The sequence below is a fragment of the Pseudomonas sp. 313 genome (assembly GCF_000316965.1).
GTDB lineage: Bacteria > Pseudomonadota > Gammaproteobacteria > Pseudomonadales > Pseudomonadaceae > Chryseomonas > Chryseomonas benzopyrenica.
The window spans coordinates 1-23309 of sequence record NZ_ANBZ01000017.1 but is presented as its reverse complement, the minus strand read 5'-3'; the positions used below and the strand labels follow the sequence as shown (position 1 = coordinate 23309).

Genomic DNA, 23309 nt, shown 5'->3' with positions numbered 1-23309 from the left:
GCAGATTTTGAACAGGCTCTTAGAACAGGTGCACCAGCAACCAGTAGAGTGAAGCGGACAGCGCCATGGCCACCGGCAGAGTGAGCACCCAGGCCAGCGCCAGGTTGCGCACCGTGGCCCACTGCAATCCGGAACCGTTGGCGGCCATGGTCCCGGCCACGCCCGAAGAGAGCACATGGGTGGTGGAGACCGGCAGGCCGAAGGCGTCCGCCGCGCCGATGGTGCCCATGGCCACCAGCTCGGCCGAGGCGCCCTGGGCATAGGTCAGGTGGGTCTTGCCGATGCGCTCGCCGACGGTGATGACGATGCGCCGCCAGCCGACCAGGGTCCCCAGGCCCAGGGCGATGGCCACCGCCACCTTGACCCACAGCGGGATGAAACGGGTGGCCTGGTCGATCTGCCGCTTGAATTCCTTGAGATCCTCCTGCGCCTTGGGCGCCAGCCCCGGCAGGTGCTCCTTTTCCAGCAGGCGGATGGATTCCGAGGCCAGGTACATGGCATTGCGTACGTTGGGCATGCTCTGCGCCGGCACGTTGTTGAGGGCGCCGTACTGGCGCACCTCGCGGGCGATGTCGTCGGTGATGGCCGCCAGCGCCGGCAGCACCTCCGGATTGCTCTGCCGCTTACGCACGAATTCCAGCAGCACCCCATGGGGATCGGCCGGTGCGGCCTGGGGCGCCGCCTGGCGCAGGCCGCTGGCGGTGACCTCGGCGACGGCGGCGAAGGCTGGCGTGGCCGTGGCCGGCACGGCTCGGTTGAGCGCATAGGCGGTCGGCAGGGCGCCGACCAGGATCAGCATGATCAGGCCCATGCCCTTCTGGCCATCGTTGGAGCCATGGGCGAAGGATACCCCGGTGCAGGTCAGTATCAGCAGGCCGCGGATCCACGGCGGCGGCGGCTCGGCGCTCTTCGGCTCCTGATAGAGCGTCTGGTCGCGCACGATCCGCTTGAGCAGCACCAACAGCAGCGCCGCGCAGACGAAGCCGATCAGCGGCGAGAACAGCAGCGCATAGCCGACCTTGGCCACCTGGCCCCAGTCCACGCCGCTGCTGCCATCCAGGCCGCCCAGCCAGGCATGCATGAGACCGACGCCGATGATGGAGCCGATCAGGGTATGGGAGGACGACGCCGGCAACCCCAGCCACCAGGTGCCGAGATTCCAGACGATGGCGGCGATCAGCAGGGCGAAGATCATGGCGAAGCCCCGGCCTGCGCCCATCTCCACCACCAGGTCCACCGGCAGCAGGGCGATGACGCTGAAGGCCACCGCACCGCTGGAGAACAGCACCCCGAGGAAGTTGCAGAAGCCGGACCAGAGCACCGCCGCATTGGGCGGCAGCGAGTGGGTGTAGATGACGGTGGCCACGGCGTTGGCGGTGTCGTGGAAGCCATTGACGAATTCGAAGCCGAGGGCGATCACCAGCGCCAGTGCCAGGCCGGCGAAGGGCAGCCAGGTGGTGGGCGGCGACTGGGCATCGCTGACATCGTTATGGATACCGCCGAGGGTCACGGCCAGACCGGTCAGCAGCAGCACGATGAACAGCACGATCCGCAGCGGACCGGGCTTGCGCGAACTGTGCAGGGGATGGGACAGCGGCGACAGGGAGGCGGCTGGACTGGACGAAGGCATGGGGCGAACTCCGACACGGGATCTGGCTACCCTGCGCCGGCCGTATGACGCTTTTACGTCAGCCAGCTGGCCAGACGACGGATGACCGTCACCTGCTTTTTTCCACCTCGACCTCGGCCTGCTAGGCTGAGCCTTTGCCCAAGGATCGCGTCTATGCCTCCCCGCCTGCTGCTCTGCCCTCTCCTGCTGTTGTCCCTGGCCACCGGTGCCCTGGGCTCCACGGAGCGGGCGCCACGCAGCTGCGCCCAGGACATCGGGCAAAAGCCGGCTCAGGCCCTGGCCACCAGCTGCCGGGCGCTCTCCCCCGCCACGCGACCGCCCTGCAACGCCGCCAACAGCTGTGCCCTGATAGAGGACGAGATCGCCCGCAGCTGCGCCCTTTTCGGCGATGGCGAGGCGGCCAAGGAACCCGGCTGCGGTCCACTGCCCAGCAGCGCCGAGGCCGCGGCGGCCGTGGTCCAGCGTTACTACCGGGCGCTGGATGCGCGGGACTACGGCACCGCCTGGCAGCTATGGGGAGATGACGGCCAACCCGGCAACAGTTACGAGAAATTCCGCCAGGGCTATGCCCGGACCCGCAGCGTGCAGGTGACCCTAGGTCAGCCCGGTCCGGTCGAGGGCGCGGCCGGCTCGAGCTATGTCAGTATCCCGGTGACGGTAAAGGCACGTCTCACCGACGGCACCCGCCAGACCTTCAGCGGCAGCTATCAGCTGCGCCGGCTCAACGACGTCGACGGCGCCTCGGCCGAGCAGCGCCGTTGGCATCTGGACAGTGCGAAGCTACGGCAACAGCACTAACCGGGGCCGATCTGCCGCAGCTGTGACAGCCGACTACGCGTCCGCGACATGTCGGCGATCTCACTGTCGGCCAGGGTCTCGTCGAGCGGCGCGGCGCTGATCAGGAACAGCGCCAGGCGACGGTCATAGAGCACGTCCACCAGGTTGATGAAGCGCTGACGGGCGGCGGGGCTGGCGTCGCGCAGCGGCGGCACCGCATCGAGTAGCCAGCGCTGCCAGCTTTCGCTCAGGGCCAGGTAGTCGAGGACTGCCGTGGGGCCTTCGCAGAGGTCGGCGAAGCTGAAGTGCAACAGACCCTCCGCGGCGCTGATGGCGGGCAGGCTGCGATGGCCTACCGGCACCTCGATCCTGGTCTGCGCCAATGGCGGCAGCGTCAGCCGACGACGCTGCTCCGGGCTACCCGGCCAGAGATAGGCGCCAACGCCGAAGGGATCGGGCTCGGCGGGGCTGGCGCCGCGATAGTCCTGGGGACCGGCCACCGAGAGGATGTCCATGCGCGTCTCGATCAACCGGATCGCCGGCAGGAAGCGCTCGTGGTAGAGCGGATTGGGCAGCAACCCCTCCGGCGGATAGTTGGAGGTGGTGATCAGCACCACACCGCGGCTGAACAAGGCCTTGAACAGCCGGGTGATGAGCATGGCATCGCCGATGTCATGCACATGGAATTCATCGAAACAGAGCAGTCGGCAGCCGGCGAGCAAGTCGTCCAGGCTGGCGGTCAGGGCATCGCCACCCGCTGGCTGACGAAACATGCGCTCGTGCAGGTCGCGAAAGAAGGCATGAAAGTGCACGCGGCGCTTCTCGGCGAATGGTAGAGCGGCGAAGAAGCCGTCCAGCAGGAAGCTCTTGCCACGCCCCACCGGCCCCCAGAGATAGAGGCTGCGCGGCGTCTGGCGGCGAAACAGGCGCGGGCGCAGGAGTTCGTCGGCCAAGACGGCGAAGCGCTCGATGGCGGCCTGTTGAGCGCTATCGAGGGTGTACCCACGGGTTTGGGCCAGATCGGCGAAATGCTCCAGCACCTGCTGGGCGGGCGAAGCGGAAGTCATGGCGGCTGGCCAGGAAAGATAGGCCGCTAATGAAGCCGGAGCCGACGCCGCCGGTCAAGACCGATGACGTCGGCTCACCGCAGGTTCAGGCCGCGGCGATGAACAGGCACAGGCAGCAGAAGAAACCACCGGCCCAGGCCAGGGAACGGCGGGTGGCGTGGTCGCGGATATACAGCCAGGTGTAGGCGATACGGCTGAGCAGGAAGAGGAAGGCCCAGAAGTTGATGGTGCCCTGGTCGGCGCCACCGGTGACGTGGGCGACGATCACCGCCGCGGCGAACAGCGGATTGATCTCGAAGGCGTTCTGCTGGGCGGCATTGGCCCGGGCCCGGGCGCCTTCCAGCTTGCCGAGGAAGCTGCGCGGATCCCGATTGTCCTCGGGCGTGAAGCCGCTGCCCTTGAACTTGGCGTAATAGGCCGCGCCATAGGGCACGAGATAGACGAGGAAGATGCACCAGTAGGCGAAGGTCATGTCGGCGTCCCTGGAAGTGTGAGGGTTCGCCTATCTGACCTGCCTGGCCGGGAAAAATCCACTCCGCTTCAGGTGGGTGTGGATCTATGGGTCCAGCGGGCCATCAGCGCGGTCGCCACCGCACAGAGCGCCAGCACCGCGCACATGGGCACCACGGTGCCGTTGTGCAGCGCGCCCACGCTGCTGGAGGCCAGCGCCGCCAGGATGAACTGCAGACTGCCCATCAGCGCCGAGGCACTGCCGGCATTGGCGCCCTGCCCCGCCAGGGCGCAGGCCGAGGCGTTGGGCACGATGCCACCGAGCAGGGCGATGGCGCAGAACAATGGAATCATCAGCACCGGCAGCGCCTTGGGCTGGAAGGCACCCACCAGCAGCAGGACCAGCCCCGCCGCGGCATAGGCCACCACCGCGCGACGCAACCAGAAGGCCGGTCCCTGGCGGACCACCAGGCGGGCATTGAGCTGCCCCAGCAGGATGAAGCCAGCGGCGTTGAGGCCGAAGACCCAGCCGTAGTGCTCGGGTTTGACGCCGTAGAGTTCGATCAGCACGAAGGGCGAGCCGGAGATGTAGGCGAACATGCCGGCCATGGCGATGCCGCCGGTGAGGGTGTGGCCGATGAAGGTGCGATCACGCAGCAGCCGCAGGTAGTTGCGCAAGGCCCCCCGCAGCGGCGGCCGTGGATGGTGCGCCGGCAAGGACTCGGGCAACCAGAGCGCCACGGCGGTACCGCAGGCGGCGGCGAACAGCGCCAGGCTGACGAAGATCGCCTGCCAGCCAAAGGTGCTGAGCAGGAGGCTGCCGGCGAAGGGCGCGATGATGGGGGCGATCCCGGTCACCAGCATGATCTGCGAGAAGGCCCGCGCCGCGGCCATCGGCTCGCAGAGATCCCGCACCACGGCCCGGGCGATCACCATGCCGGCGCAACCGCCCAGGGCCTGGACGAAGCGCGCGGCGATCAGCCAGGGCAGACTCGGCGCCAGGGCGCAGCCCAGCGACGCCAGGCAGAACAGGCCGATGCCGATCAGCAGCGGCAGGCGGCGACCGAAGCGGTCCGCCAGGGGGCCATAGAACAGCTGACCGCTGGCCAGGCCGGCGAAATACACCGCCAGACTCAGCTGCACGTGTTCGATGTCGGTGGCGAACGACAGTGCCAGCGACGGGAAGCTGGGCAGGTACATGTCGATGGCGAAGGGAGCGAAGGCCGAGAGGGCCCCGAGAATCAACAATAAGCGAAAAGTCATGAAGCCTGATCCGATGGAAGCGGAAGTGTCGCGCAGTTACATACAATCATGTTTGTAAAAGCGCCGAGGCGCGCTAGACTGCGTGGCAGACCCACTGCCAGTCAGATCGCCCATGCGTCGTACGAAAGAAGAAGCCGAACAGACCCGCCAAGCCATTCTCGATGCGGCGGAAGCCCTGTTCCTGACCAATGGCGTGGCGCGTACCAGCTTGGAAATGATCGCCCGCGAATGCGGCGTCACCCGGGGTGCAGTGTACTGGCATTTCCAGAACAAGGCCCACCTGTTCCACGAAATGCTTAGCCAGACAAGGATCCCCGCCGACGAACTGAGCGAGCGCCTGCGCGTGGACGGCGAGGAAGATAGCCTGCAACGGCTGTTCAAACTGTGCATCGAAGGCATGGCGAAGTTCACCCAGCCTGGCCGCGAGCAGCGGGTGATGACGATCATGCTGCACCGCTGCGAATTCACCGAAGAGCTGCGCGAGGCCGAAGAACGCGATCTGCAGTTCCTGCGGCAGTTCATTCGCATTACCGACGCCCTCTTCACCGCCCAGGCGCACCGCCTGCAGCCGGGCGTGACGCCACAACTGGCCAGTCGGATGCTGCACAGCCTGTTTCTCGGCACCCTCTCCGATCTGCTGCGCGACGAACAGACCTTCGCCCCGCTGCTGGCCGCCGATCAGGTGTTCACCACCTTCTTCCGCGCCATCGTGCGCGACTGGACTCAGTCGACGACGGTATAGCCCGCCTGCTCGATGGCCGCGCGGAAGGGCGCATCAACCTCGGCGCTGTCGATACGCACCTCGCCCGCCTGCAGATCCACCTCGACCCGCGCCCGGGCATCGACCTTGAGGACCGCCGCCTCGACCGCGCTCACGCAGTGGGCGCAACTCATTCCGACTACCTTGATGACATGCATGGTCTGCTCCTGTCTGTCTTGACCTCTTTCTCCTGACGCCAGCGCCAGGACCGGGTTCCAGTGTTGACCTTGACCCGAGGTCAAGGTCAACACTGAGCTTAGGAGGTGCCCATGCACGAATTCGAACTCTCCATCAGCGGCATGACCTGCACGGCCTGCGCCGGGCGGGTCGAGCGCGCCCTGCAGAAGGTCCCGGCCGTCAGTGCGGCCGGCGTCAACCTGGCCAGCGAAAAGGCTCGCGTCAGCGCGCCAATCGACGCGGCACCGGCGCTGGCCGAGGCGGTCAGCGCGGCTGGCTACCGGGTGGCCGAGGTCGAGCATGACCTGTCACTGTCCGGCATGAGCTGCGCCAACTGCGCCGGGCGTATCGAAAAGGTCTTGCGTACGGTGCCCGGGGTGCTGACCGCCGAGGTCAATCTGGCCAGCGAAAGAGTCCGGGTGAAGACCCTGGCCGCGGTCGAGACGCAGGCCCTGATCGTCGCGGTAGAAGCGGCGGGTTACGGCGCCGAGGATCGCCTGGCCGAAGACGACCGCCCTGCCCCGGTACGTCAGGGCCTGCGCTGGGAACGCCTGGAGCTGGCCTTGACGCTGCTCTTGGCCGCGCCGCTGATCCTGCCCATGCTGCTGACGCCCTTCGGCTGGCACCTGATGCCGCCCGCCTGGCTGCAATTTCTGCTGGCGACACCGGTGCAATTCCTCATCGGCGCGCGCTTCTATCGTGGCGCCTGGCATGCCCTGCGCGCCCGCAGTGGCAACATGGACGTGCTGGTCGCCCTGGGCACCAGCGCCGCCTACTGCTTGAGTCTCTATCTCTGGCTGGTCAAGGGCAGCCCCCATCTCTACTTCGAGACGGCGGCCATGGTCATCGCCCTGGTGCGCTTGGGCAAATATCTGGAGACCCGTGCCAAGCGCCGTACTGGCGCGGCCTTGCGCGCTCTGGAAGCTCTGCGCCCCGAAAGCGCCCGCCGCCTGGATGCCGACGGCAACGAAGAGGAGGTCGCCCTCAACCGGCTGCGCCTGGGCGATCGCCTGCAGCTTCGTCCGGGTGAACGCATCCCCGCCGATGGCCGCATCTTGCAAGGCGAAAGCCAGGTGGATGAAGCCCTGCTCACCGGCGAGAGCCGCCCGGTCGCCAAGGGCCCCGGCGACGAGGTGGTGGGTGGCGCCATCAATGGCGAGGGCAATCTGCAGGTCGAGGTCACCGCCCTGGGTGGCGAGACGGTGCTGGCCGGCATCATCCGCCTGGTGGAAGACGCCCAGGCCACCAAGGCGCCCATCCAGCAACTGGTGGATCGCATCAGCCGGGTGTTCGTCCCCGTGGTGGTGACCCTGGCGCTGGTCACCCTGCTCGGCTGGCTGCTGGCCGGTCACGCCCTGGAGCCCAGCCTGCTCGCCGCCGTCGCCGTGTTGGTCATCGCCTGCCCCTGCGCCCTGGGTCTAGCGACGCCAGCCGCGCTGATGGCCGGCACCGGAGTGGCGGCGCGTCACGGCATCCTGATCAAGGACGCCGAAACCCTGGAGCGCGCTCAGGGCATCACCACCGTGGTCTTCGACAAGACCGGCACCCTGACCGCCGGCCAGTTGCGCCTACGCCACCTGGCCACGGCGCCTGGCATCGAGGAAGCCGAGTTGCTGAGTCTGGCCGGCAGCCTGCAACGCGGCAGCGAACACCCCCTGGCCGCAGCGGTGCTTTTCGCCTGTCGTGACCGTGACCTGGACACTCCGCCCGCCCAGGACGTCCGCGCCCTCCCCGGCCGCGGCCTCCAGGGCAGTTGGCAAGGACGGCCGCTGTTGCTGGGCAATGCCCGCCTGCTGGCCGAACGGCAGCTGGACGCCGGCCCCCTGGCCGACGCCGCTCGCGCCTGGGAAGACCAGGGACTGACCCTGTCCTGGCTGTTGGAAACCGGCGCCCAACCGCGGGTGCTGGGCCTGCTGGCCTTTGGCGACGAGCTTCGCCCAGGGGCCAATGCGGCCATCGCCCGGTTGCGCCGCGACGGCATCGACAGCTGGCTGCTGACCGGGGACAACCGCGGCAGCGCCAGCCAGGTAGCCGCGGCGCTGGGCATCGCGCAGTGGGAGGCCGAGGTACTGCCCGCCGACAAGGCCGCGGTGGTCGCCCGCCTGCAAGCGACCCAGGGCGGCGTCGCCATGGTCGGCGACGGCCTCAACGACGCCCCGGCACTGGCCGCTGCCGAGCTGGGCATCGCCATGGGCTCGGGCACCGCCGCCGCGCGCCATGCCGCCGGCATCACCCTCTTGCAGGAGGATCCACGCCAGGTGGTAGCGGCCTTGGACATCGCCCGGCGTACCCAGCGCAAGATCCGCCAGAATCTGTTCTGGGCCTTCGTCTACAATGTCATCGGCCTGCCGCTCGCGGCCTTTGGCCTGCTCGACCCGGTCTATGCCGGCGCCGCCATGGCCTTTTCCAGCGTCAGTGTCCTGGCCAATGCCCTGCTGCTGGGCCGCTGGCGCCCGTCTGGAGATCTCTTGTCATGAACATCGGCCAGGCCGCCAAGGCCAGCGGGCTCACCGCCAAGATGCTGCGCTACTACGAGCGCATCGGTCTGCTGGCGCCTGCCGGGCGTACCGACAGCGGCTATCGCCAGTACGGCGCCGAAGATCTGCGGGTGCTGGCTTTCGTCCGCCGCTCGCGGGAACTGGGCTTCAGCCTGGAGGAGATCCGCCAGTTGCTCAGTCTCTGGCAGGACCGGCAGCGCGCCAGCGCCGACGTCAAGGCGCTGGCCAAGCGGCACATCGCCGAGCTGGATCTGAAGATCGCCGAGCTGACGCGGCTGCGCAGCACCCTGGGCGAACTGGTTTCCTGCTGCCACGGCGATGCCAGCCCCGACTGCCCGATCCTCGATACCCTCGGCGGCTGAGGACCTGTTCACGATCTGGCGAGCTAGAGCCAAACAAGGCCTAGGCGGCCCCACGAAAATACCTGAGGAAGCGGATCGGACCCGCGCTCGGGTTTACAAGTGGTAAATGAGCATTCTGACGAGGCTGGCCTTCCAGGGCGTTTTCAACGCCGTTTGGCCGACGCGCAGCAGATCGTGAACAGGTTCTGACGCAACCGCGGCCGCCTGGCGGAGTCCATCGCTTATCCCCCGCTGCCGAGGTACCCCCATGCAGACCCTGCACCGTTACCAGATCCGCTATCGCCTCAATGGCGAGCCCCTCACCCACGAACTGGAGAGTTTCGAGCCTGTCACCGAGGAGGAAGCCGTGCTGCAGTTGCTGATCAAGCACGTCGAGGAACCCCAGGTGGTGGTCGATGCGCCCTGGGAGCGCCATGCCCAGCCGAGCATCGCCCGTCGTGCCCAGGAAGCCGGACTGAGCGATATCGAGGTCAGCCAGCGGGACTGACGGCCGGCCCAGGCAGGTGGCTTTGCGCTATAATTCCGCGCTTTTGCCCCCTTCGTTGGAGTGATTCATGACCCTGCCTCGCCTGCGCCTCAAAGCCAATGCCGACCGCCGTCTGCGCGCCGGGCACCTCTGGGTGTACAGCAACGAGGTGGACGTCGTCGCCACCCCGCTCACCGCCTTCGAACCGGGCGACCAGGCCATCCTGGAAACCACCAGCGGCAAGCCGCTGGGCTTGGTGGCGCTGTCGCCCAACAACCTAATCTGCGCCCGCCTGTTCTCCCGCGACACCGGCTATCCGCTGGACAAGTCGCTGCTGGTGCATCGCTTCAAGGTCGCCCTGAGCCTGCGCGAGCGGTTGTTCGGCAGCCACTGCTATCGCCTGGTCTATGGCGATGCGGATTTCCTGCCCGGCCTGGTGGTGGATCGCTTCAACGATATCCTGGTGGTGCAGATCGCCTCGGCGACCATGGAGCGCCAGCGCGAGGCCATCCTCGCCGCCCTGCTGCAGGTGTTCAAGCCCCAGGGCGTGCTGTGGAAGAACGATGGCAGCGCCCGCACGGCCGAGGGTCTTTCCAGCTACGTGGAAGTGGCCTACGGCGAGGTACCGGACTGGGTAGCGCTGGAAGAGAACGGCGTGCGCTTCGAGGCACCGGTCCGCGAAGGCCAGAAGACCGGCTGGTTCTATGACCACCGCCTGAACCGTGCGCGCCTGGCGCCCTATGTCGAAGGCAAGCGGGTGCTCGACCTGTTCAGCTACATCGGCGGCTGGGGCGTGCAGGCCGCGGCCTTCGGTGCCAGCGAGGTCATGTGCGTGGACGCCTCGGGCTTTGCCCTCGACGGCGTGGAACGCAACGCCACCCTCAACGGCCTGGCGGAAAAGCTGGTGTGCGTCGAGGGCGATGTCTTCGAAGCGCTCAAGGAGCTCAAGGCCGGTGAAGAGAAATTCGACGTCATCGTCGCCGACCCGCCAGCCTTCATCAAGAAGCGCAAGGACCTGAAGAACGGCGAGACCGCCTATCGCCGCCTCAACGAACAGGCCATGCGTCTGCTGAACAAGGACGGCATCCTCGTCAGCGCCTCCTGCTCCATGCACCTGCCCGAAGACGACCTGCAAAACATCCTGCTCGGCAGCGCCCGCCATCTGGATCGCAACCTGCAGATCCTCGAACGCGGCGCTCAGGGCCCGGATCACCCGGTGCACCCGGCCATCCCGGAGACCCGCTACATCAAGAGCCTCACCTGCCGTCTGCTACCCAGCTAAACGCCAGGCAAAGAAAAGCCGGACATTGTCCGGCTTTTTTATTTGTGTCTTTGCCTCAGCTCAGGGCACGAATCAACTCGTCCTTCTTCATTCGCGACCGACCGCGGACGTTCTGCTCAGCCGCCTTCTTCACCAGCTCCTCGCGAGTCAGGTCACTTAGCGAGGTGCTGCCAGTGCGCGAATGCCGCGCTGAAGCGCGACCGCTGTTGGGCGACTGGCCTTGCTTGGTCGCCACCGCCCGCCGGGCGGAATCCTTGCGGTCCGCGCTTTTGGCGGTACCACTCTTGGCCTTGCCGGAACCTGCCTTTTCACCACCGCCGGACTGCTTGTTCACCGTCGCCCAGGCCCGTGCTTCGGCTTCATCCTTGGAGACGCCCTTTTTCTCGTAGCTCTCCTCGATGTGCTCGGCCTTACGTTCCTGTTTGTCGCTGTACTTGGATTTGTCGCCGCGGGGCATGGCAGTCTCCTGATTAGTCTTCCGCCTTGATGGTGGCTACATCGGCTGCCTTCACCCGCACGTGACGACCCGCCACATCGGTGAATTCATAGAAGCCGTCGGCCGTCTTGGTGTTGGGACGATCTTCGGTGATGTACTGGGTACCGTCCTGCAGGGTCACTACCGTCTCGGTGGAACAGGCCGCCAGCCCCGTCAGGGTCAGGGCCAGCAACCCACCGCCTAGTAGCCGCTTCATGGGGCTTCCGGTGCGACGCGATGGATGGACACATCGTGCAGCGCCACCAGCGCCTGACCGGACTCGATGTCGGCCAGGTGGAAGCGCTCGTCGTTGATCGCATCCAGGTGCCGACAGGCCAAGTCACGGACCACGTCGGTGATGGGCACGTCCAGATTGCTGATACGGTCGGTATAGCTTTCGCCCAGCAATTTATAGTGGATTTCGTAATGGCTATCGGTGTCGTCACGCATGAGGGATCTCCGCGAAAAGGCTGCCCGACTCGGGTTATTTCTATAGAGCCTGGGCAACCAGAGCGGTTCTTTTCCACCCGTCAGACGCCGCCGAACGGTCGTCTGTCAAGGCGCACGAACCGGCTCTAGCGCAGGAGTTCAACGCCCTGTGCGCATCTGTTGCAACAACGCACTGCACTGGGCACCCTGCTCGTTGCTGGGCGCCACCAGCGCCAGCAGACCGGCCGCTGGCGCCGCGAAGGTGGCGAGCAGCGCCGCTGCCGCGCCACGGGCCGCCAGGGGCAGTGCCTTCACCCCCGGCGCGGGATTCTTCAGGGTGCCCCGCACATAAAGTGGCGAGCGCAGGGAAAAGATGCGCAGGCCCTTGCTGTGGGGATCGACGGTCAGATCCAGTCGCTCGCTCGCCAGGTTGATGGTGCCGGTGATGTTGATCAGGGCGTTCTCGGTGTCGAGCACGAAGACCTGGGGCTGCACCAGGCCCTTCTTGAAGTCGAGATCGGCGACCGCGCAATTGATCTCCACCTCGTCATCGCCGAACAACCGATCGACCAGGTAGTTACCGACGTTGAGTCCGGCTAGCTCCATCAGGCTGCGGCTGATGCGGCCGTCGTTCATCAACAGCTTGAGTTCGCCGTTGCTGGTGCCGAGCAGCGCCGCCACCGAATTGCCGATGCCGCTCAGGGTGGCATCGCCATTGAGCTCACCCATGCTGCGCTTCATGGTCTCCACGGTAGGGAACAGCTGGTTCAGCTTGACCCGGCGCACGTGCAGATCGACCCGCCCTTGCAGCGGCGTCTTGTCGCCTTCCAGGCGCACTGTGGTGTTCAGATCGCCACCGGCCACGCCGAAGCGCAGGGGGTCGAGCAGGAGTACCCCGTCGGTCAAGCGGACATGGGTATTCAGATCGGTGATCGGCAGCTGCGCGTTCTGCACGATGCGCTTGCCGGTGAAGCGCACGTCGGCATCCATGGCGCGCCAACGCTCGGTGCGGAATTCGGAGACCGGCAGTGCCTTGTCCGCCGGCTGCTGGTTGGTCTCGCCCTTGGCCGCCTGTTGCTCCTTGGTATCGGCGCCGATCAGCGGCGCCAGGTCCTCGAACAGCAACTGATCGGAGCGCAGGGTGCCACTGAGCTTGGGACGCGGCTTGCCGCCGGTGAACAGCACCTCGCCGTGCAGATCGCTCTTGCCGACCCGGCCGTTGAAGTCTTCATAGCTGAAGCGCGCACCCGCCGGATCATTGAGCTTGACCGTGAGATGACCATCAGTGGCGTAGGGCGCCGTCTCCGGCAGGGTGACCCCGGTCAGCGGATAGAGCTGCGCCAGACTCTTGCCTTCCAGCACCAGGTGCAGATCCAGGGCGCCCAGGCGGCGCGGATCGGTCAGGGTGCCAAAGACCTGGACACGGGTCTCGCCGGCCCGCGCATCGAGCTGGATGGGGAAAGGTACATCGGCGTCCTGCAGGGCCAGCAGTCCGCCGATCTGGCCCCGGCCACTGACCGGGACCTGCTTGTAGCTGCCGTCCACCGCCAAGGCGAACTGGAAGGGCTGGGTCTGCTTGACGTGGGAGCGCTGGCGAGAAGTGCCCTGCTTGCCGACCAGATCGGCGTAGGCGATGGGGGCATCCAGGGAGGTGATCCGCGCCCTTAGCCGGGTGGCGGTCTGGGCATCGTCGAAGCCGACCTGGCCGGCGTCGAAGCCAATGGTGCCGATATCTACGGTCCAGGCCGAGGGTTCGGCCTTGGGGTCCTTCTCGGCGGTCTCGAAGGTCCAGCTGTTGCGCCCATCGGCCAGCCGCTGGGCATTGACCACCGGCCCGCTTAGGTCGATGCGCGGGATATAGATCTGCTTGGCCAGCAGTGCCAGCGGGGAGATCCGCAGTTGCACCCGGTCGAGGTGGACGAAGGTCTTTTCCTTGGCCCAGTCCGGGTTGCCCAGGGTCAGGTCCTCGGCGGCGATGTGCGGCCAGGGAATCCAGGCGCGCCAGCCGCCCTGATCCGGCTCGCGATGCCAGACCACGCCCAGGTTGCCCTCGATGGCGAAGGGCCGGTGCAAGGCGCTCGACACCTGCTCGTTGATGGTCGGCTTGAGCCGATTCCAGTCGAAGGTGGCAAGGATCACCACCACCAGCACGAACAGCAGCAGGATGATTCCCAGCAGCCAGGCGAGGATCTTGCGTGGGCGCGTCATGGCCGCCTCCTTGGATTTCCGTTCCCTCTTGGGTCTGCTCAGCGCAGCGGGGTTCCCTGAATAGACGTCATGCCTTGCGCTGGCGTAGCGCCAGCAGCGCCACCGCCACCCCGATCAGGGTCAACAACAGCAGACTGCCACGCAGTCCCACCTGCCCCGCCACGGCACCGATCAGCGGCGGACCGAGCAGGAACCCGAGATAACCGGCGGTGGCGGTCATGGCGATGCCCGCAGCCGGCGTCTCGGCCACCTGGCCGGCGGCGCTGAAGGCCGCGGGCACCACATTGGACAGGCCCAGCCCGACCAGCGCGAAGCCGAGGATCGCCGTCCAGGGCGCCGGCAGGATTACCGCCAGGGCCAGCCCCAGGGTCGCCAGCAGGGCCCCGCCAACGATCACCTGGGGGCCGCCGAAGCGAGCGCGGATGCCGTCGCCGAACAGCCGCCCCACCAGCATGGTCAGCGAAAAGGCCGCATAGCCCAGGGTCGCCACCACCGGACTCGCGCCGCCCACCTGGCCCAGGTAGACGGCGCTCCAGTCGGTCATGGCCCCTTCCAGCATCAGGCAGCCCATGGCGATCAACCCCAGCGCCAGCACGCGTCGATCCGGCAGCCGCAGGGCATGGCTCACCGGACTGCGATCGCCTTCGTCCAGGGCCAGGGCGGCGGGCAAGGCCAGCACCAGCGCCACCAGGGCAGCGGCCAGCAACACCACCAGCGCCGAGGCGCCCAGGTGCAGCACCAGTGCCCCCAGGCCGGCACCGAGAAATCCGCCCAGGCTGAAGGCGGCATGGAAGGACGACATCAGCGGGCCGTTCCAGCGGCTTTCGACATCGCTGGCATGGGCATTCATGGCCACGTCGATCAGGCCATTGCTGGCACCGAGCAGCAGCGCGCAAGGCAGCAGCCAGCCCAGCGACGGCGCCACCCCAGGCCAGATCAGCACCAGCACGAAGGCCAGGATGCTCAGCCGGGTGAGGCGTCCGGTACCGCCCAGGCGCGGCACCAGCACCCCGGCGAAGGGCATGGTCAGCAGGGCGCCCAGGGCGACCGCCAGCAGCACCAGACTCAGCTGGCCGTCGCCCAGCGCCAGATCGCGCTTGAGTTCGGGAATGGCGGCCGCCCAACCACCGATCCCGCAACCATTGGCGAGAAAGACGGTAAAGGTGGCGCGGCGTTGGCGACGCAGTACGGCAGAGGTCATGAGAATCCTTGGGCGAGAGATCAGCGGTCGCTGGCGAGCGAATGCAGGTGCAGGCCGGCATCGCGATAGGGCTGCAGGCGCTCCTCGCTCAACCCCGGCTCCAACACCAGATGGTTCAGCTGATCGAGCCGGAGCACGTGATAGAAGGCCACGCTGTCGAGCTTTTCGGCGGTCACCGCGACGGCGACCTGGGTGCTCTGCTCGGCCACGGCCGCCTTGAACTCGGCCTCCTCCAGGTCGAAGCCGGTCACCCCGGTTTCCACCGCCAGGGCGCAGGTCCCGAGAAAGGCCAGGTCCGCGCGCACGCCACGCAGGTCACGCAGGGCCCGGGCGCCCAGGCAGGCGCCGGACTGCGGCGCAGCCAGGCCGCCGATCATCAGCACCCGGATGCCCGGGCGCTGCAGCAGCGCCGTGGCGATCACCGGCGCATTGGTGGCCACGGTCAGGTCGAGATCCGTGGGCAGCGCCTGGGCGATGGCCAGATTGGTCGAGCCAGCATCCAGCAGCAGCAATTGCCCCCGCTGCACCAGCCTGGCCGCGGCGTGGCCCAGCGCCTGCTTGGCCGTCTCGTCCTGGCTGATCCGCGCCGGCAGTGCCTGCGGCGGTATTAGCAGCGAGAGCGCCCCACCGTACACCCGGCGGCACAGGCCCTGGCGGGCCAGTTCACGCAGGTCGCGACGTACGCTGTCTTCGGAAATGCCCCAGGTGGCGGCCAGTTCGGCCGACAGGACCCGGCCCTGCTCACGCAACAGGGCCAGGATCGCGGCTTGGCGTTCTTCGGGGAGGTGGATGGATGCAGTCATGCTGATACTCCAGGAGGATCAGCAGATCATGCACAATCATTTATAAACGTGCAACATCATGCAGAGGCTGAAGCCTTGTCCCGCGCATCCAGCCAGCGACCGCCAAAGACATTGATCAACAGGCCGAACATGACCGCCAGGCCACCTACCGCTTGCTGGATGGTCATCTGCTCCCCCAGCAGCACCGCGGCGGAAGTCAGCCCCACCACCGGCACCAACAGCGAAAAGGGCGCCACCTGGCCCGCCGGATAGCGCGACAGCAGCCGGCTCCAGATGCCGTAGCCGACCAGGGTGGCGATAAAGGCCAGGTAGACGATGGCAAAGACCGAGCCGCCCGACAGCGACGTCAGCGCCGTGGCGATCTGTTCCGGGCCTTCTAACAGCAACGACAGGAGGAAGAAGGGGATGGGCGGAATCAGGCTGCCCCAGACCACCAGGCCGAGCATGTCCACCTTGCCGATCTTCTTGGTGACGATATTGCCCAGGCCCCACATGGCCGCCGCCGCCAGGGTCAGCAGAAAACCGGCCAGGGTCATGGTGACGCCATGCTCGGTACCGATCAGCAACAGCCCCAAGGCCGCCACCAGCAGCCCGACCAGACTCGCCCGCCGTACCTTCTCCCCCAGGAAGGTCGCGGCGAAGGCCAGGGTAAAGAAGGCCTGGGCCTGCAATACCAGCGAGGCCAACCCCGCTGGCATCCCCACGTACATGGCCGAGAACAGGAAGGCGAACTGACCGAGCGAGATGGTCAGGCCGTACGCCAGTAGCAGCTGCCAGGACACCTGGGGCCGCCGTACGAAGAGAATGGCGGGAAAGGCCGCCAGACAGAATCTCAGGGTGCCCAGCAGCATGGGTGGCACGCCATGCAGGCCGATCTTGATGACGACGAAATTCACCCCCCAGGCCAGGATGACGACCAATGCCAGCAACAGATCCCGGGGTGCCATTCACAACTCCTTGAAGGATTTCAGATAGATAGGCGGCTACCCTACTCCTTTGCGTCCGCGCTGCGGCGTCACAGTTGCCCACAAATTCGGCCAGTCACTCCCTAGCAACGAAAAACCGCAGCCTGGGCTGCGGTTCGTCGGGATCAGGCACTGCGCTTGTCGCGCAAGGGATCATGGCCCCAGTTCATCAGCGACTTGCGCCAGCGCGAGTCTTCGATATCGCCCTCCGGTCGCTGCTTGAGATGGCGATGCACATAGCCGATGACCTTGCGCATGGCCTGGTAGTCATCGTCTTCCAGCTCAGCCTGGCGCTTGCCCTTTAGCTCCAGGATGCGCTCACCCATGGCATGGCCGACCGCCTTGCCATCGTTGGCGGCAGTGACCTTCTTGCCGCCCTTGGTCATGCCCACACCCTTGCTGGTATCACCGCTGAGCCATTTGCGCAGCTGGCTGGGGGTCATGTTGACCACCTGCTTGAATTCGCTGCGAACCTCTTTCCTGTCGTCTTTCTTGTCGTCGTTGGAAGCCTTCTTGGTGCTCATTTCTCACCTGCCTTTTGCAACGCCTTCACCAGTTCGTCTTTCTTCATGCGCGACCGGCCCCGCACCTCGCGACGCGCGGCACGCTTCATCAACTCGTCCTTGGTCAGACCAGCCAGGCCCGACTCACGCGCGGTCGCCGTCTTGCGCGCCACATCGGTAGGCTGCTTGGAATGCTGCTGGCCGCGCCGGGTGTCGCGACGCTTCTTGGCGGTGGTGCGCTGGTACTCTTCCTTGCTTAGGGAATCCCGGGCCTTTTCCGGCAGATAGCGTTCGCCGGTCTCTTCGGATTTCTTGCCGGAGCGGGTGTCCCACTTCTCGTCGGTCCACTGTTGCAGATGATTGTCCTTGCCCTTGCTGCCCTGGTATTCACCACCGCGCTTCTGGTACTCCTGGGACGCCAGTTGCGCCTTGCGCGCCGACCATTGGCCGGGCTTGCCGCCCTTGTCGCCCTCGGTAATCTCTTTCTTCACCTTTTCCCAGAGTTCGGGATCGCTCTTCTTGGCCGTAGCACTCATGGCTTACCTCAGATGTGGGGTCACTGCAGTCGCTGTCTCTAGGATGACTGTCCAACCGAAACGGGGGTTCGCGCCAGGCGACGAACGCCCCTACCCTGCGTCTTCCGGTATCCAGAGAAACCCATGCCCCTTGCCACCCTGCTCCGCCGTCGCCTGATCCCGCTGCTCTTCGTTACCCTGCTGGTGGGTGTCGGGGTCCCCTATGGCTGCTCGGAACTGGCCTACCGCGAACGTCAATGGGTGTTCAGCATCGAGCCCGGCAATGCCAGCTGGTTCACCGGGGTGCCGGAAGGCGTCCGCCAGTTCAATCTGCCGGTCCCGGACGGTCTGACCGGCACCGACTACCTGCATGCCTGGTGGTGGCCCGCCCGGCGCCCGGACGCCCCCACCCTGCTCTATCTGCACGGCACCCGCTGGAATCTCACCGCCCAGGTCCGGCGCATCGCCACCCTGCGACAACTGGGTTACTCGGTGCTGGCCATCGACTATCGCGGCTTTGGCGAAAGTCCTGGCGACGTTCCCTCCGAACGCAGCGTCTACCTGGACGCCCGGGTCGCCTGGAAGCACCTGCAGAGCCTGCAGCCCGATCCGCGCAAGAGATACCTCTATGGCCATTCCCTGGGTGGCGCCGTGGCGGTGGATCTGGCCTGGCGCATCGCCCGCGACGGGGATCCCACGGGCGACTATCCCGCCGCGGCCGGTCTGATCATCGAATCCACCTTCACCACCCTGGCCGATGCCGCCTCGGCGGTCGTCGACACCCGCTTTCCCCTGCGCTGGCTGATGACGGAGAAATTCGATTCCCTGGACAAGATCCCGGAGATCCATATCCCGGTGCTCATCGTTCACGGCAGCGACGACCGCTATGTGCCGCCCCGCTTCAGCGAGGCCCTCTATGCCGCCGCGCAACCCCCCAAGCGGCTGCTGTTGATCCCGGGCGGGACCCATTCCAACAGCATGGTGATAGGCACGCGTGCCTATGCCGCCGCTCTGCGCGAGCTGTTCGGTGGCACGCACCTGAGCGAAGCGGAAAAGCAGGAATCATCGACGGGAGGCTAGAGGTTTTTTGAAAGGCATCGACGGCGCTGATAGTCACTATCTCGCCAGTCTATTTTTTTTCGAGCGGTCCTGCTCGGGATACTGAACTCACTCCAGCACAGTTTCCCCAGAGGACACCATCATGAACCTGCGTATCGCCTTCGGTTTCGCCCTGACCGCCCTGGCCCTGAACACCTTCGCCCAGGACTTCTCCTTCACCCCCACCAGCCCTGCCACCCAGATCGCCGAGGAATCCAGCCAGCGTCCGCTGGGCCAGCTGATCAAGCAACAGCAGCAACGTCTGCAGGAACGCACCCTGGCCGAAGAATCCAGCCTGCGTCCGCTGGGTGAAGTCATCAAGCAGCAGCAACGCCAACTGCAGGACCGCCGGATCGCCGAAGAGTCCAGTCTGCGTCCCCTGGGCCAGGTGATCGAAGACCAGCAACAGCGTCTCGGTGGCGACGAAGTGGCCGAAGAAAGCGGTCAGCGTCCCGTGGGTCGACTGATCGAGCGTCAGCAGCATCGTCTGCAGGAGGGCGCCCTGGCCGAAAACGGCTCGGCCCAGACCCTGGATCGCCTGATCAAGGCCGGCCAGACCCGTCAGGCCTAAGCGCTACCCGCTCCTTCCTACCCGGCCTCGCGCCGGGCTCGCCTATCAGGTCTTTTCGCTACCCGGCCCGATGCTGGCGGGGGCCTCCACCACCAGCTCCTGTGGCACCTCGTCGATGCGCGGATCCAGCGCTGCCGCCATCGGACTCACCGTATCCGGCATGGCTACGTGATGCAGCGGCGCCGCGTCCAGCCGGTGCTCGCCACTGACGAAACGGGGCTGCACGAAGACGATCAGGATCACCGCATAGGCCGAGGTCAGCACATAGAAGGTGCCCGGGCCGAAATGCTCCATGGCCGCGCCGGCCAGCAGCGGCCCGATGCAGGCACCGACGCCATAGGTGGTCAGCAGCATCGCCGACAGTTCCACCCGCCGTTCGGGCTCGACGTGGTCGTTGGCAAAGGCGGTCGCCAGCGGATAGAGGGTGAACAGCAGCATGCCCGAGACGAAACCCGCAGCCAGCAACCAGGGATAGGGCAAGGTGATCAGTCCCCACAGCGGTACCGCCGCCAGGCACAGCAGCACCGCATTGGCGCGGATCAGCTTGCAGCGGTCGAGTCGATCCGACAGCCAGCCCAGCGGCCACTGGGCGCAGAAGCCCGCGACGATGCACAGCCCGACATAGAAGCTCGATTGCGCCGTATCCAGGCCACTGCGACTGGCGAACACCGGTGCCAGGCCATAGAAGCCCCCCACAGCAGGCCTGCGGTAAAGATGGTCACCAGTGACTGGGGCACCCGCTGCCAGAAGAAGCGGATCTCCAGCGGCGCCGCCACCAGCTTGGCCGGGTGCACCCGCCGCGTCATCGCCAGAGGAATCAGGCAAGAGGCGAAGCAGATGGCCACCAGCAACAGCGGCTTGTAGTCGAGTTGCGGATGCCAGGCCAGCAGCGCCTGGCCGATCACCAGCCCCAGGTCCACCGCTACCATGTAGCCGGCGAACACCTTGCCGCGCTGGTGATTCTCCGCCTGCTCGTTGAGCCAGCTCTCGATCACCATGTACTGATTCATCATCACCACGCCCATGATGAATCTCAGCGCGATCCAGACGTTCAGGTCGTCGATCAGGGCGTGAATGAGCACGGTAACGGTGGCCGCACCGGCGCAGGCCACATAGGAACGGATATGGCCGACACTGGCGATCAGCCGATGGCCGAACTTGCCGCCGCACACCAGCCCGAAGTAGTAGGCCGCCATCAGGGCGCCGGTCCAGAAATCCCCTGCCCCCTGCTCAGTCAGTCGCAGACCGATATAGGTGGTGAACAGACCGGAGCCGGCCAACATCAGGAGGGTGGCGAAATAGAGCGCAGGAAAGGTAACGAGAGGGCTGAACATCAGGGATCACATGAAAAGAAGCAGAAAGCCAGAACGGATCAGCCGGAACTGACCGTCAGACTACGGAAGGAAAAAATATCAGGAGATAGTGCCGGGGATCACTCCGGCTCCTGGCGCCTGTTGGTCTCGGTACGCTGGCGCTGTCGCCATTGATCCAGATAGACCACCTGGCCGTGCTCGGGCTTGGCCTGATAGGCAGGGGCCGAAGCCACCACCGAATCCGCCGCCGGGCGTTCGACCTCGGGTACCACGAAAGGCGCGAACTCGACCTTGGCCAGCGTCTTGCCGAACAGGGCCAGAGAGGCGTCGAGTCGCTCCTCTCCCGTCACGGTGAATTCGAAGGAGAACAACCGCGCCAGGCGCTTGCGGCCCTTGGCATCGGCCAGCCAGCGAAAACGGGAAAAGGCCACGGCGCCATCGAGCAGCGTGACCTTGCGGCGACGACACTCCTGCTCGGCCAGCACCAGTGCCTGCTCGCGAATGCCGTGGGCGTGCCAGAACCACAGACCAATGCCGACTGCGCCCAGCAACAGGCAGAGATTACCTAGCGTCAGCATCTTCGCTCCTCATCGAAGGGTACCGCCGTCACTGACGCCGTGCAGCGTCACCAGATGCCGTCTCGTTCAACAGACGAATGTTTTCACGCTCGCCTTTGTACAGCGTCAGAGGGGCGATTTCCTTACCTAGCAAAGGCACCTGCTGTTGATGCCATATGTAGTAGAAAACGTTCAGTACCACCAATAGCAGAAACAACCAACGCATCATTCGTTCTCGAGCGGACACGCCAAAGCCAATCCAGCAAACACCATATCGGGCACGATCCGCGCGCCCGGAACGACATGTTTGACCAGTTCCGCGTCACCCCCGGTCAGAAACACCTCGCAGCCTTCGGCGAACATCTCCTGAGCCAGTTCGTACTGGGTGCGGACAAAGCCCTTGAGCATGTACAGACACCCACGCTCCACGGCCTCGATGGTCGTACGTCCCGGCGCCTCGTAGCGTTCACCACTGGCCCAATGTGGATCGTAGCGGATCCGACGGGTATGGGTCTGCAGTTCCCGACGCATCAACGGAATCCCCGGACAGATGAACCCGCCCTGATGCTCACCCTGGGCGTCGACCAGATCGGCCGTCACCGCAGTGCCCAGATCCAGGACCACGCAGGCCTTGCCCTCGGCCAGTTGCACCGCGGCCAGGATCACCAACCAGCGATCCATGCCCAGACGCTGGTGATCCCGATAGCCATTGCGCACACCATTCCAGACCTCTACCGGCACGGCCTGGTGACAGGGAATGGCGAAGGTCGCCGTCAACCGCTCCTTGAGCTGCTGGGTCTCTTCGTCGCTGCGCACGCTGACCAGCCGACAGGCCGCCAGGGTGGGAGCATCCGGCTGGGACAGGGCCGCGATCAGGGCGTCGTCGCTGTCGACGATGCCGGTGTCGACCACTTCGGCTCCCGCGGCGAGCAGTCGCCACTTGATCAGGCTGTTACCGCAATCGAGTTCAAGAATCATGATCTAGGCTCAGGCTCAATTCGCCACCGCTGAATGCCTGTGTCTGCCCGTCTACGCGCATGAGGATAGCCCCATCTTCGGCAACTCCTGCCACTGTGCCCTGAATACAGCGAACCCCCGAAGACAGGGTTACCGCTCGACCTTGCCAGCCATGATAACGCTCCCACTCGCCGCGCAGGGCGGCGAATCCGGATTGGCGGTGAATCTGCCACAGGCTGTCAATCTCCCGCAGCAGCAGACTGGCGACCTGGTTGCGATCCTGCAGACCGCCCAGGACCTCGGCCATGGAAATCCATGGCTGATCGATGTCGTTGGCCATGCGCATGTTGACGTTGATACCGATGCCGATGATGGCCTGGCAGACGTCCTGCGGATCACCCGACAATTCGATGAGGATACCGGCCAGCTTGCGACCACGAACCAGGACGTCGTTGGGCCACTTCAGCCAGGCATCCTCCACTCCCAGCTGTTGCAGGGTACGGATCACCGCCAGGCCCATGGTCAGGCTCAAGGCCTGCAGCTTCTGGATCCCGCCCTGGCTGGAGACCACGGCGGTGAGATAGAGATTCTTGCCATAGGGACTGACCCAGGCGCGGCCACGCCGGCCACGTCCGGCCTGCTGATGCTCGGCCAGCAAGGCGAACGGCGTTTGCTGCTGTTGTTGCAGACGGCGTTGTGCCTCGGCATTGGTGGAGTCGATGGAAGCCAGGACCGCTACCGGCCAACCACCCTCCCCCGCGATCCGTTGGGCATCGAGCAGCGACAGGGGCTCTTCCAGGCGGTAACCCCGCCCCGGAACCTTGAACACCTCGACGCCCAGGTCATCTTCCAGCGTCTTCAGCCGCTTCCAGATGGCACTCCTGGAGACGCCCAGGGCCTCACCAAGCTCGACGCCGGAATGAAATTTTCCATCACTCAGCAATTTCAGCAACGGCATCCTCGAACTCCGTTCGACTTTCTT

At 65.8% G+C, this 23309-nt stretch carries 26 protein-coding genes and 1 pseudogene; 8 read left to right on the top strand and 19 right to left on the bottom strand.

Annotated features, from left to right (window positions below):
• Positions 1-19: 19 nt before the first annotated feature.
• Positions 20-1630: an inorganic phosphate transporter gene (locus tag C722_RS0101315; protein WP_017638762.1), complete on the bottom strand. Its 1611-nt coding sequence runs from the start codon at positions 1628-1630 to the stop codon at positions 20-22.
• Between the two features lie 153 nt (positions 1631-1783).
• On the opposite strand from C722_RS0101315, the gene C722_RS0101310 reads away from it, so the two are divergent.
• A complete protein-coding gene (locus C722_RS0101310) occupies positions 1784-2428 on the top strand; it encodes a hypothetical protein (protein ID WP_017638761.1) in 645 nt (214 codons plus the stop codon).
• On the opposite strand, the gene zapE is transcribed toward C722_RS0101310, so the two are convergent.
• The 3 genes from zapE to C722_RS0101295 all read right to left on the bottom strand — a co-directional run bounded on the left by zapE (position 2425) and on the right by C722_RS0101295 (position 5187).
• Positions 2425-3474, bottom strand: coding sequence for a cell division protein ZapE (gene zapE, locus C722_RS0101305; RefSeq protein ID WP_017638760.1), 1050 nt, complete (start codon positions 3472-3474; stop codon positions 2425-2427). The two genes, C722_RS0101310 and zapE, sit on opposite strands and share 4 nt — an antisense overlap.
• Before the next feature lie 85 nt (positions 3475-3559).
• On the bottom strand, positions 3560-3946 hold the full coding sequence (locus C722_RS0101300) for an MAPEG family protein (RefSeq protein WP_017638759.1): 387 nt from the start codon (positions 3944-3946) through the stop codon (positions 3560-3562).
• 68 nt (positions 3947-4014) lie between these two features.
• Entirely contained in the window at positions 4015-5187 is a 1173-nt protein-coding gene (locus C722_RS0101295) for a multidrug effflux MFS transporter (protein WP_026083563.1), read from the bottom strand.
• A gap of 112 nt (positions 5188-5299) precedes the next feature.
• Between C722_RS0101295 and C722_RS0101290 the strand changes: the two genes are divergently transcribed.
• Positions 5300-5929 (top strand): TetR family transcriptional regulator, encoded by a 630-nt coding sequence (locus C722_RS0101290; RefSeq protein WP_017638757.1) that lies wholly within the window; start codon positions 5300-5302, stop codon positions 5927-5929.
• Here C722_RS0101290 and C722_RS0101285 read toward each other — a convergent pair.
• Complete coding sequence (locus C722_RS0101285) at positions 5911-6105, bottom strand: cation transporter (RefSeq protein WP_017638756.1); 195 nt, start codon at positions 6103-6105, stop codon at positions 5911-5913. The two genes, C722_RS0101290 and C722_RS0101285, sit on opposite strands and share 19 nt — an antisense overlap.
• 111 nt (positions 6106-6216) lie before the next feature.
• Here C722_RS0101285 and C722_RS0101280 point away from each other — a divergent pair, with 111 nt between their 5' ends.
• The 4 genes from C722_RS0101280 to C722_RS0101265 all read left to right on the top strand — a co-directional run bounded on the left by C722_RS0101280 (position 6217) and on the right by C722_RS0101265 (position 10732).
• A complete protein-coding gene (locus C722_RS0101280; RefSeq protein ID WP_017638755.1) occupies positions 6217-8601 on the top strand; it encodes a heavy metal translocating P-type ATPase in 2385 nt (794 codons plus the stop codon).
• Complete coding sequence (gene cueR / locus C722_RS0101275; RefSeq protein WP_017638754.1) at positions 8598-8984, top strand: Cu(I)-responsive transcriptional regulator; 387 nt, start codon at positions 8598-8600, stop codon at positions 8982-8984. Before C722_RS0101280 ends, cueR begins: the two co-directional genes overlap by 4 nt.
• Before the next feature lie 247 nt (positions 8985-9231).
• Positions 9232-9471: a hypothetical protein gene (locus C722_RS0101270; RefSeq protein ID WP_017638753.1), complete on the top strand. Its 240-nt coding sequence runs from the start codon at positions 9232-9234 to the stop codon at positions 9469-9471.
• A 67-nt stretch (positions 9472-9538) separates the two neighbouring features.
• Positions 9539-10732 (top strand): class I SAM-dependent rRNA methyltransferase, encoded by a 1194-nt coding sequence (locus C722_RS0101265; RefSeq protein WP_017638752.1) that lies wholly within the window; start codon positions 9539-9541, stop codon positions 10730-10732.
• Between the two features lie 55 nt (positions 10733-10787).
• Here C722_RS0101265 and C722_RS0101260 read toward each other — a convergent pair whose 3' ends face one another.
• The 9 genes from C722_RS0101260 to C722_RS0101220 form a co-directional block, all read right to left on the bottom strand.
• Entirely contained in the window at positions 10788-11189 is a 402-nt protein-coding gene (locus C722_RS0101260; protein ID WP_017638751.1) for a Rho termination factor N-terminal domain-containing protein, read from the bottom strand.
• A gap of 13 nt (positions 11190-11202) precedes the next feature.
• Positions 11203-11424, bottom strand: a complete 222-nt coding sequence (locus C722_RS0101255; protein WP_017638750.1) for a YgdI/YgdR family lipoprotein — start codon at positions 11422-11424, stop codon at positions 11203-11205.
• The gene (locus tag C722_RS0101250; RefSeq protein ID WP_017638749.1) at positions 11421-11657 is read right to left on the bottom strand and encodes a hypothetical protein; all 237 of its coding nucleotides are present in this window, start codon (positions 11655-11657) and stop codon (positions 11421-11423) included. Before C722_RS0101250 ends, C722_RS0101255 begins: the two co-directional genes overlap by 4 nt.
• 138 nt (positions 11658-11795) lie before the next feature.
• Entirely contained in the window at positions 11796-13844 is a 2049-nt protein-coding gene (locus C722_RS0101245) for an AsmA family protein (protein ID WP_017638748.1), read from the bottom strand.
• A gap of 67 nt (positions 13845-13911) precedes the next feature.
• Entirely contained in the window at positions 13912-15045 is a 1134-nt protein-coding gene (locus tag C722_RS0101240) for an MFS transporter (protein WP_017638747.1), read from the bottom strand.
• A 20-nt stretch (positions 15046-15065) separates the two neighbouring features.
• A complete protein-coding gene (locus C722_RS24470; RefSeq protein ID WP_017638746.1) occupies positions 15066-15848 on the bottom strand; it encodes a DeoR/GlpR family DNA-binding transcription regulator in 783 nt (260 codons plus the stop codon).
• Positions 15849-15904: 56 nt separating this feature from the next.
• Positions 15905-16795, bottom strand: a complete 891-nt coding sequence (locus C722_RS0101230) for an O-acetylserine/cysteine exporter (RefSeq protein ID WP_017638745.1) — start codon at positions 16793-16795, stop codon at positions 15905-15907.
• Between the two features lie 143 nt (positions 16796-16938).
• Positions 16939-17337 (bottom strand): DUF3140 domain-containing protein, encoded by a 399-nt coding sequence (locus tag C722_RS0101225; RefSeq protein ID WP_017638744.1) that lies wholly within the window; start codon positions 17335-17337, stop codon positions 16939-16941.
• A complete protein-coding gene (locus C722_RS0101220; protein ID WP_017638743.1) occupies positions 17334-17852 on the bottom strand; it encodes a hypothetical protein in 519 nt (172 codons plus the stop codon). Before C722_RS0101220 ends, C722_RS0101225 begins: the two co-directional genes overlap by 4 nt.
• A gap of 123 nt (positions 17853-17975) precedes the next feature.
• Between C722_RS0101220 and C722_RS0101215 the strand changes: the two genes are divergently transcribed.
• Both C722_RS0101215 and C722_RS0101210 read left to right on the top strand, forming a co-directional pair.
• Positions 17976-18911 (top strand): alpha/beta hydrolase, encoded by a 936-nt coding sequence (locus C722_RS0101215; protein ID WP_017638742.1) that lies wholly within the window; start codon positions 17976-17978, stop codon positions 18909-18911.
• A 121-nt stretch (positions 18912-19032) separates the two neighbouring features.
• On the top strand, positions 19033-19500 hold the full coding sequence (locus C722_RS0101210) for a hypothetical protein (RefSeq protein ID WP_017638741.1): 468 nt from the start codon (positions 19033-19035) through the stop codon (positions 19498-19500).
• 45 nt (positions 19501-19545) lie between these two features.
• Here the strand turns inward: C722_RS0101210 and C722_RS24465 are convergent.
• The 5 genes and pseudogenes from C722_RS24465 to birA all read right to left on the bottom strand — a co-directional run bounded on the left by C722_RS24465 (position 19546) and on the right by birA (position 23285).
• Positions 19546-20834: pseudogene (locus C722_RS24465) on the bottom strand (MFS transporter).
• Between the two features lie 98 nt (positions 20835-20932).
• Positions 20933-21391, bottom strand: coding sequence for a DUF3301 domain-containing protein (locus tag C722_RS0101200; protein WP_017638740.1), 459 nt, complete (start codon positions 21389-21391; stop codon positions 20933-20935).
• Positions 21392-21419: 28 nt separating this feature from the next.
• Positions 21420-21599 (bottom strand): hypothetical protein, encoded by a 180-nt coding sequence (locus C722_RS24460; protein WP_017638739.1) that lies wholly within the window; start codon positions 21597-21599, stop codon positions 21420-21422.
• A complete protein-coding gene (locus C722_RS0101190; RefSeq protein ID WP_017638738.1) occupies positions 21596-22348 on the bottom strand; it encodes a type III pantothenate kinase in 753 nt (250 codons plus the stop codon). Before C722_RS0101190 ends, C722_RS24460 begins: the two co-directional genes overlap by 4 nt.
• Entirely contained in the window at positions 22338-23285 is a 948-nt protein-coding gene (gene birA, locus C722_RS0101185) for a bifunctional biotin--[acetyl-CoA-carboxylase] ligase/biotin operon repressor BirA (RefSeq protein ID WP_017638737.1), read from the bottom strand. Before birA ends, C722_RS0101190 begins: the two co-directional genes overlap by 11 nt.
• Positions 23286-23309: the final 24 nt, after the last annotated feature.

What these genes read in the sequence shown, in the direction of transcription:
- C722_RS0101315 (WP_017638762.1), bottom strand. Translation starts at nt 1,630, where the DNA reads ATGCCTTCGTCCAGTCCAGCCGCCTCCCTGTCGCCGCTGTCCCATCCC.
- C722_RS0101310 (WP_017638761.1), top strand. Translation starts at nt 1,784, where the DNA reads ATGCCTCCCCGCCTGCTGCTCTGCCCTCTCCTGCTGTTGTCCCTGGCC.
- zapE (WP_017638760.1), bottom strand. Translation starts at nt 3,474, where the DNA reads ATGACTTCCGCTTCGCCCGCCCAGCAGGTGCTGGAGCATTTCGCCGAT.
- C722_RS0101300 (WP_017638759.1), bottom strand. Translation starts at nt 3,946, where the DNA reads ATGACCTTCGCCTACTGGTGCATCTTCCTCGTCTATCTCGTGCCCTAT.
- C722_RS0101295 (WP_026083563.1), bottom strand. Translation starts at nt 5,187, where the DNA reads ATGACTTTTCGCTTATTGTTGATTCTCGGGGCCCTCTCGGCCTTCGCT.
- C722_RS0101290 (WP_017638757.1), top strand. Translation starts at nt 5,300, where the DNA reads ATGCGTCGTACGAAAGAAGAAGCCGAACAGACCCGCCAAGCCATTCTC.
- C722_RS0101285 (WP_017638756.1), bottom strand. Translation starts at nt 6,105, where the DNA reads ATGCATGTCATCAAGGTAGTCGGAATGAGTTGCGCCCACTGCGTGAGC.
- C722_RS0101280 (WP_017638755.1), top strand. Translation starts at nt 6,217, where the DNA reads ATGCACGAATTCGAACTCTCCATCAGCGGCATGACCTGCACGGCCTGC.
- cueR (WP_017638754.1), top strand. Translation starts at nt 8,598, where the DNA reads ATGAACATCGGCCAGGCCGCCAAGGCCAGCGGGCTCACCGCCAAGATG.
- C722_RS0101270 (WP_017638753.1), top strand. Translation starts at nt 9,232, where the DNA reads ATGCAGACCCTGCACCGTTACCAGATCCGCTATCGCCTCAATGGCGAG.
- C722_RS0101265 (WP_017638752.1), top strand. Translation starts at nt 9,539, where the DNA reads ATGACCCTGCCTCGCCTGCGCCTCAAAGCCAATGCCGACCGCCGTCTG.
- C722_RS0101260 (WP_017638751.1), bottom strand. Translation starts at nt 11,189, where the DNA reads ATGCCCCGCGGCGACAAATCCAAGTACAGCGACAAACAGGAACGTAAG.
- C722_RS0101255 (WP_017638750.1), bottom strand. Translation starts at nt 11,424, where the DNA reads ATGAAGCGGCTACTAGGCGGTGGGTTGCTGGCCCTGACCCTGACGGGG.
- C722_RS0101250 (WP_017638749.1), bottom strand. Translation starts at nt 11,657, where the DNA reads ATGCGTGACGACACCGATAGCCATTACGAAATCCACTATAAATTGCTG.
- C722_RS0101245 (WP_017638748.1), bottom strand. Translation starts at nt 13,844, where the DNA reads ATGACGCGCCCACGCAAGATCCTCGCCTGGCTGCTGGGAATCATCCTG.
- C722_RS0101240 (WP_017638747.1), bottom strand. Translation starts at nt 15,045, where the DNA reads ATGACCTCTGCCGTACTGCGTCGCCAACGCCGCGCCACCTTTACCGTC.
- C722_RS24470 (WP_017638746.1), bottom strand. Translation starts at nt 15,848, where the DNA reads ATGACTGCATCCATCCACCTCCCCGAAGAACGCCAAGCCGCGATCCTG.
- C722_RS0101230 (WP_017638745.1), bottom strand. Translation starts at nt 16,795, where the DNA reads ATGGCACCCCGGGATCTGTTGCTGGCATTGGTCGTCATCCTGGCCTGG.
- C722_RS0101225 (WP_017638744.1), bottom strand. Translation starts at nt 17,337, where the DNA reads ATGAGCACCAAGAAGGCTTCCAACGACGACAAGAAAGACGACAGGAAA.
- C722_RS0101220 (WP_017638743.1), bottom strand. Translation starts at nt 17,852, where the DNA reads ATGAGTGCTACGGCCAAGAAGAGCGATCCCGAACTCTGGGAAAAGGTG.
- C722_RS0101215 (WP_017638742.1), top strand. Translation starts at nt 17,976, where the DNA reads ATGCCCCTTGCCACCCTGCTCCGCCGTCGCCTGATCCCGCTGCTCTTC.
- C722_RS0101210 (WP_017638741.1), top strand. Translation starts at nt 19,033, where the DNA reads ATGAACCTGCGTATCGCCTTCGGTTTCGCCCTGACCGCCCTGGCCCTG.
- C722_RS0101200 (WP_017638740.1), bottom strand. Translation starts at nt 21,391, where the DNA reads ATGCTGACGCTAGGTAATCTCTGCCTGTTGCTGGGCGCAGTCGGCATT.
- C722_RS24460 (WP_017638739.1), bottom strand. Translation starts at nt 21,599, where the DNA reads ATGATGCGTTGGTTGTTTCTGCTATTGGTGGTACTGAACGTTTTCTAC.
- C722_RS0101190 (WP_017638738.1), bottom strand. Translation starts at nt 22,348, where the DNA reads ATGATTCTTGAACTCGATTGCGGTAACAGCCTGATCAAGTGGCGACTG.
- birA (WP_017638737.1), bottom strand. Translation starts at nt 23,285, where the DNA reads ATGCCGTTGCTGAAATTGCTGAGTGATGGAAAATTTCATTCCGGCGTC.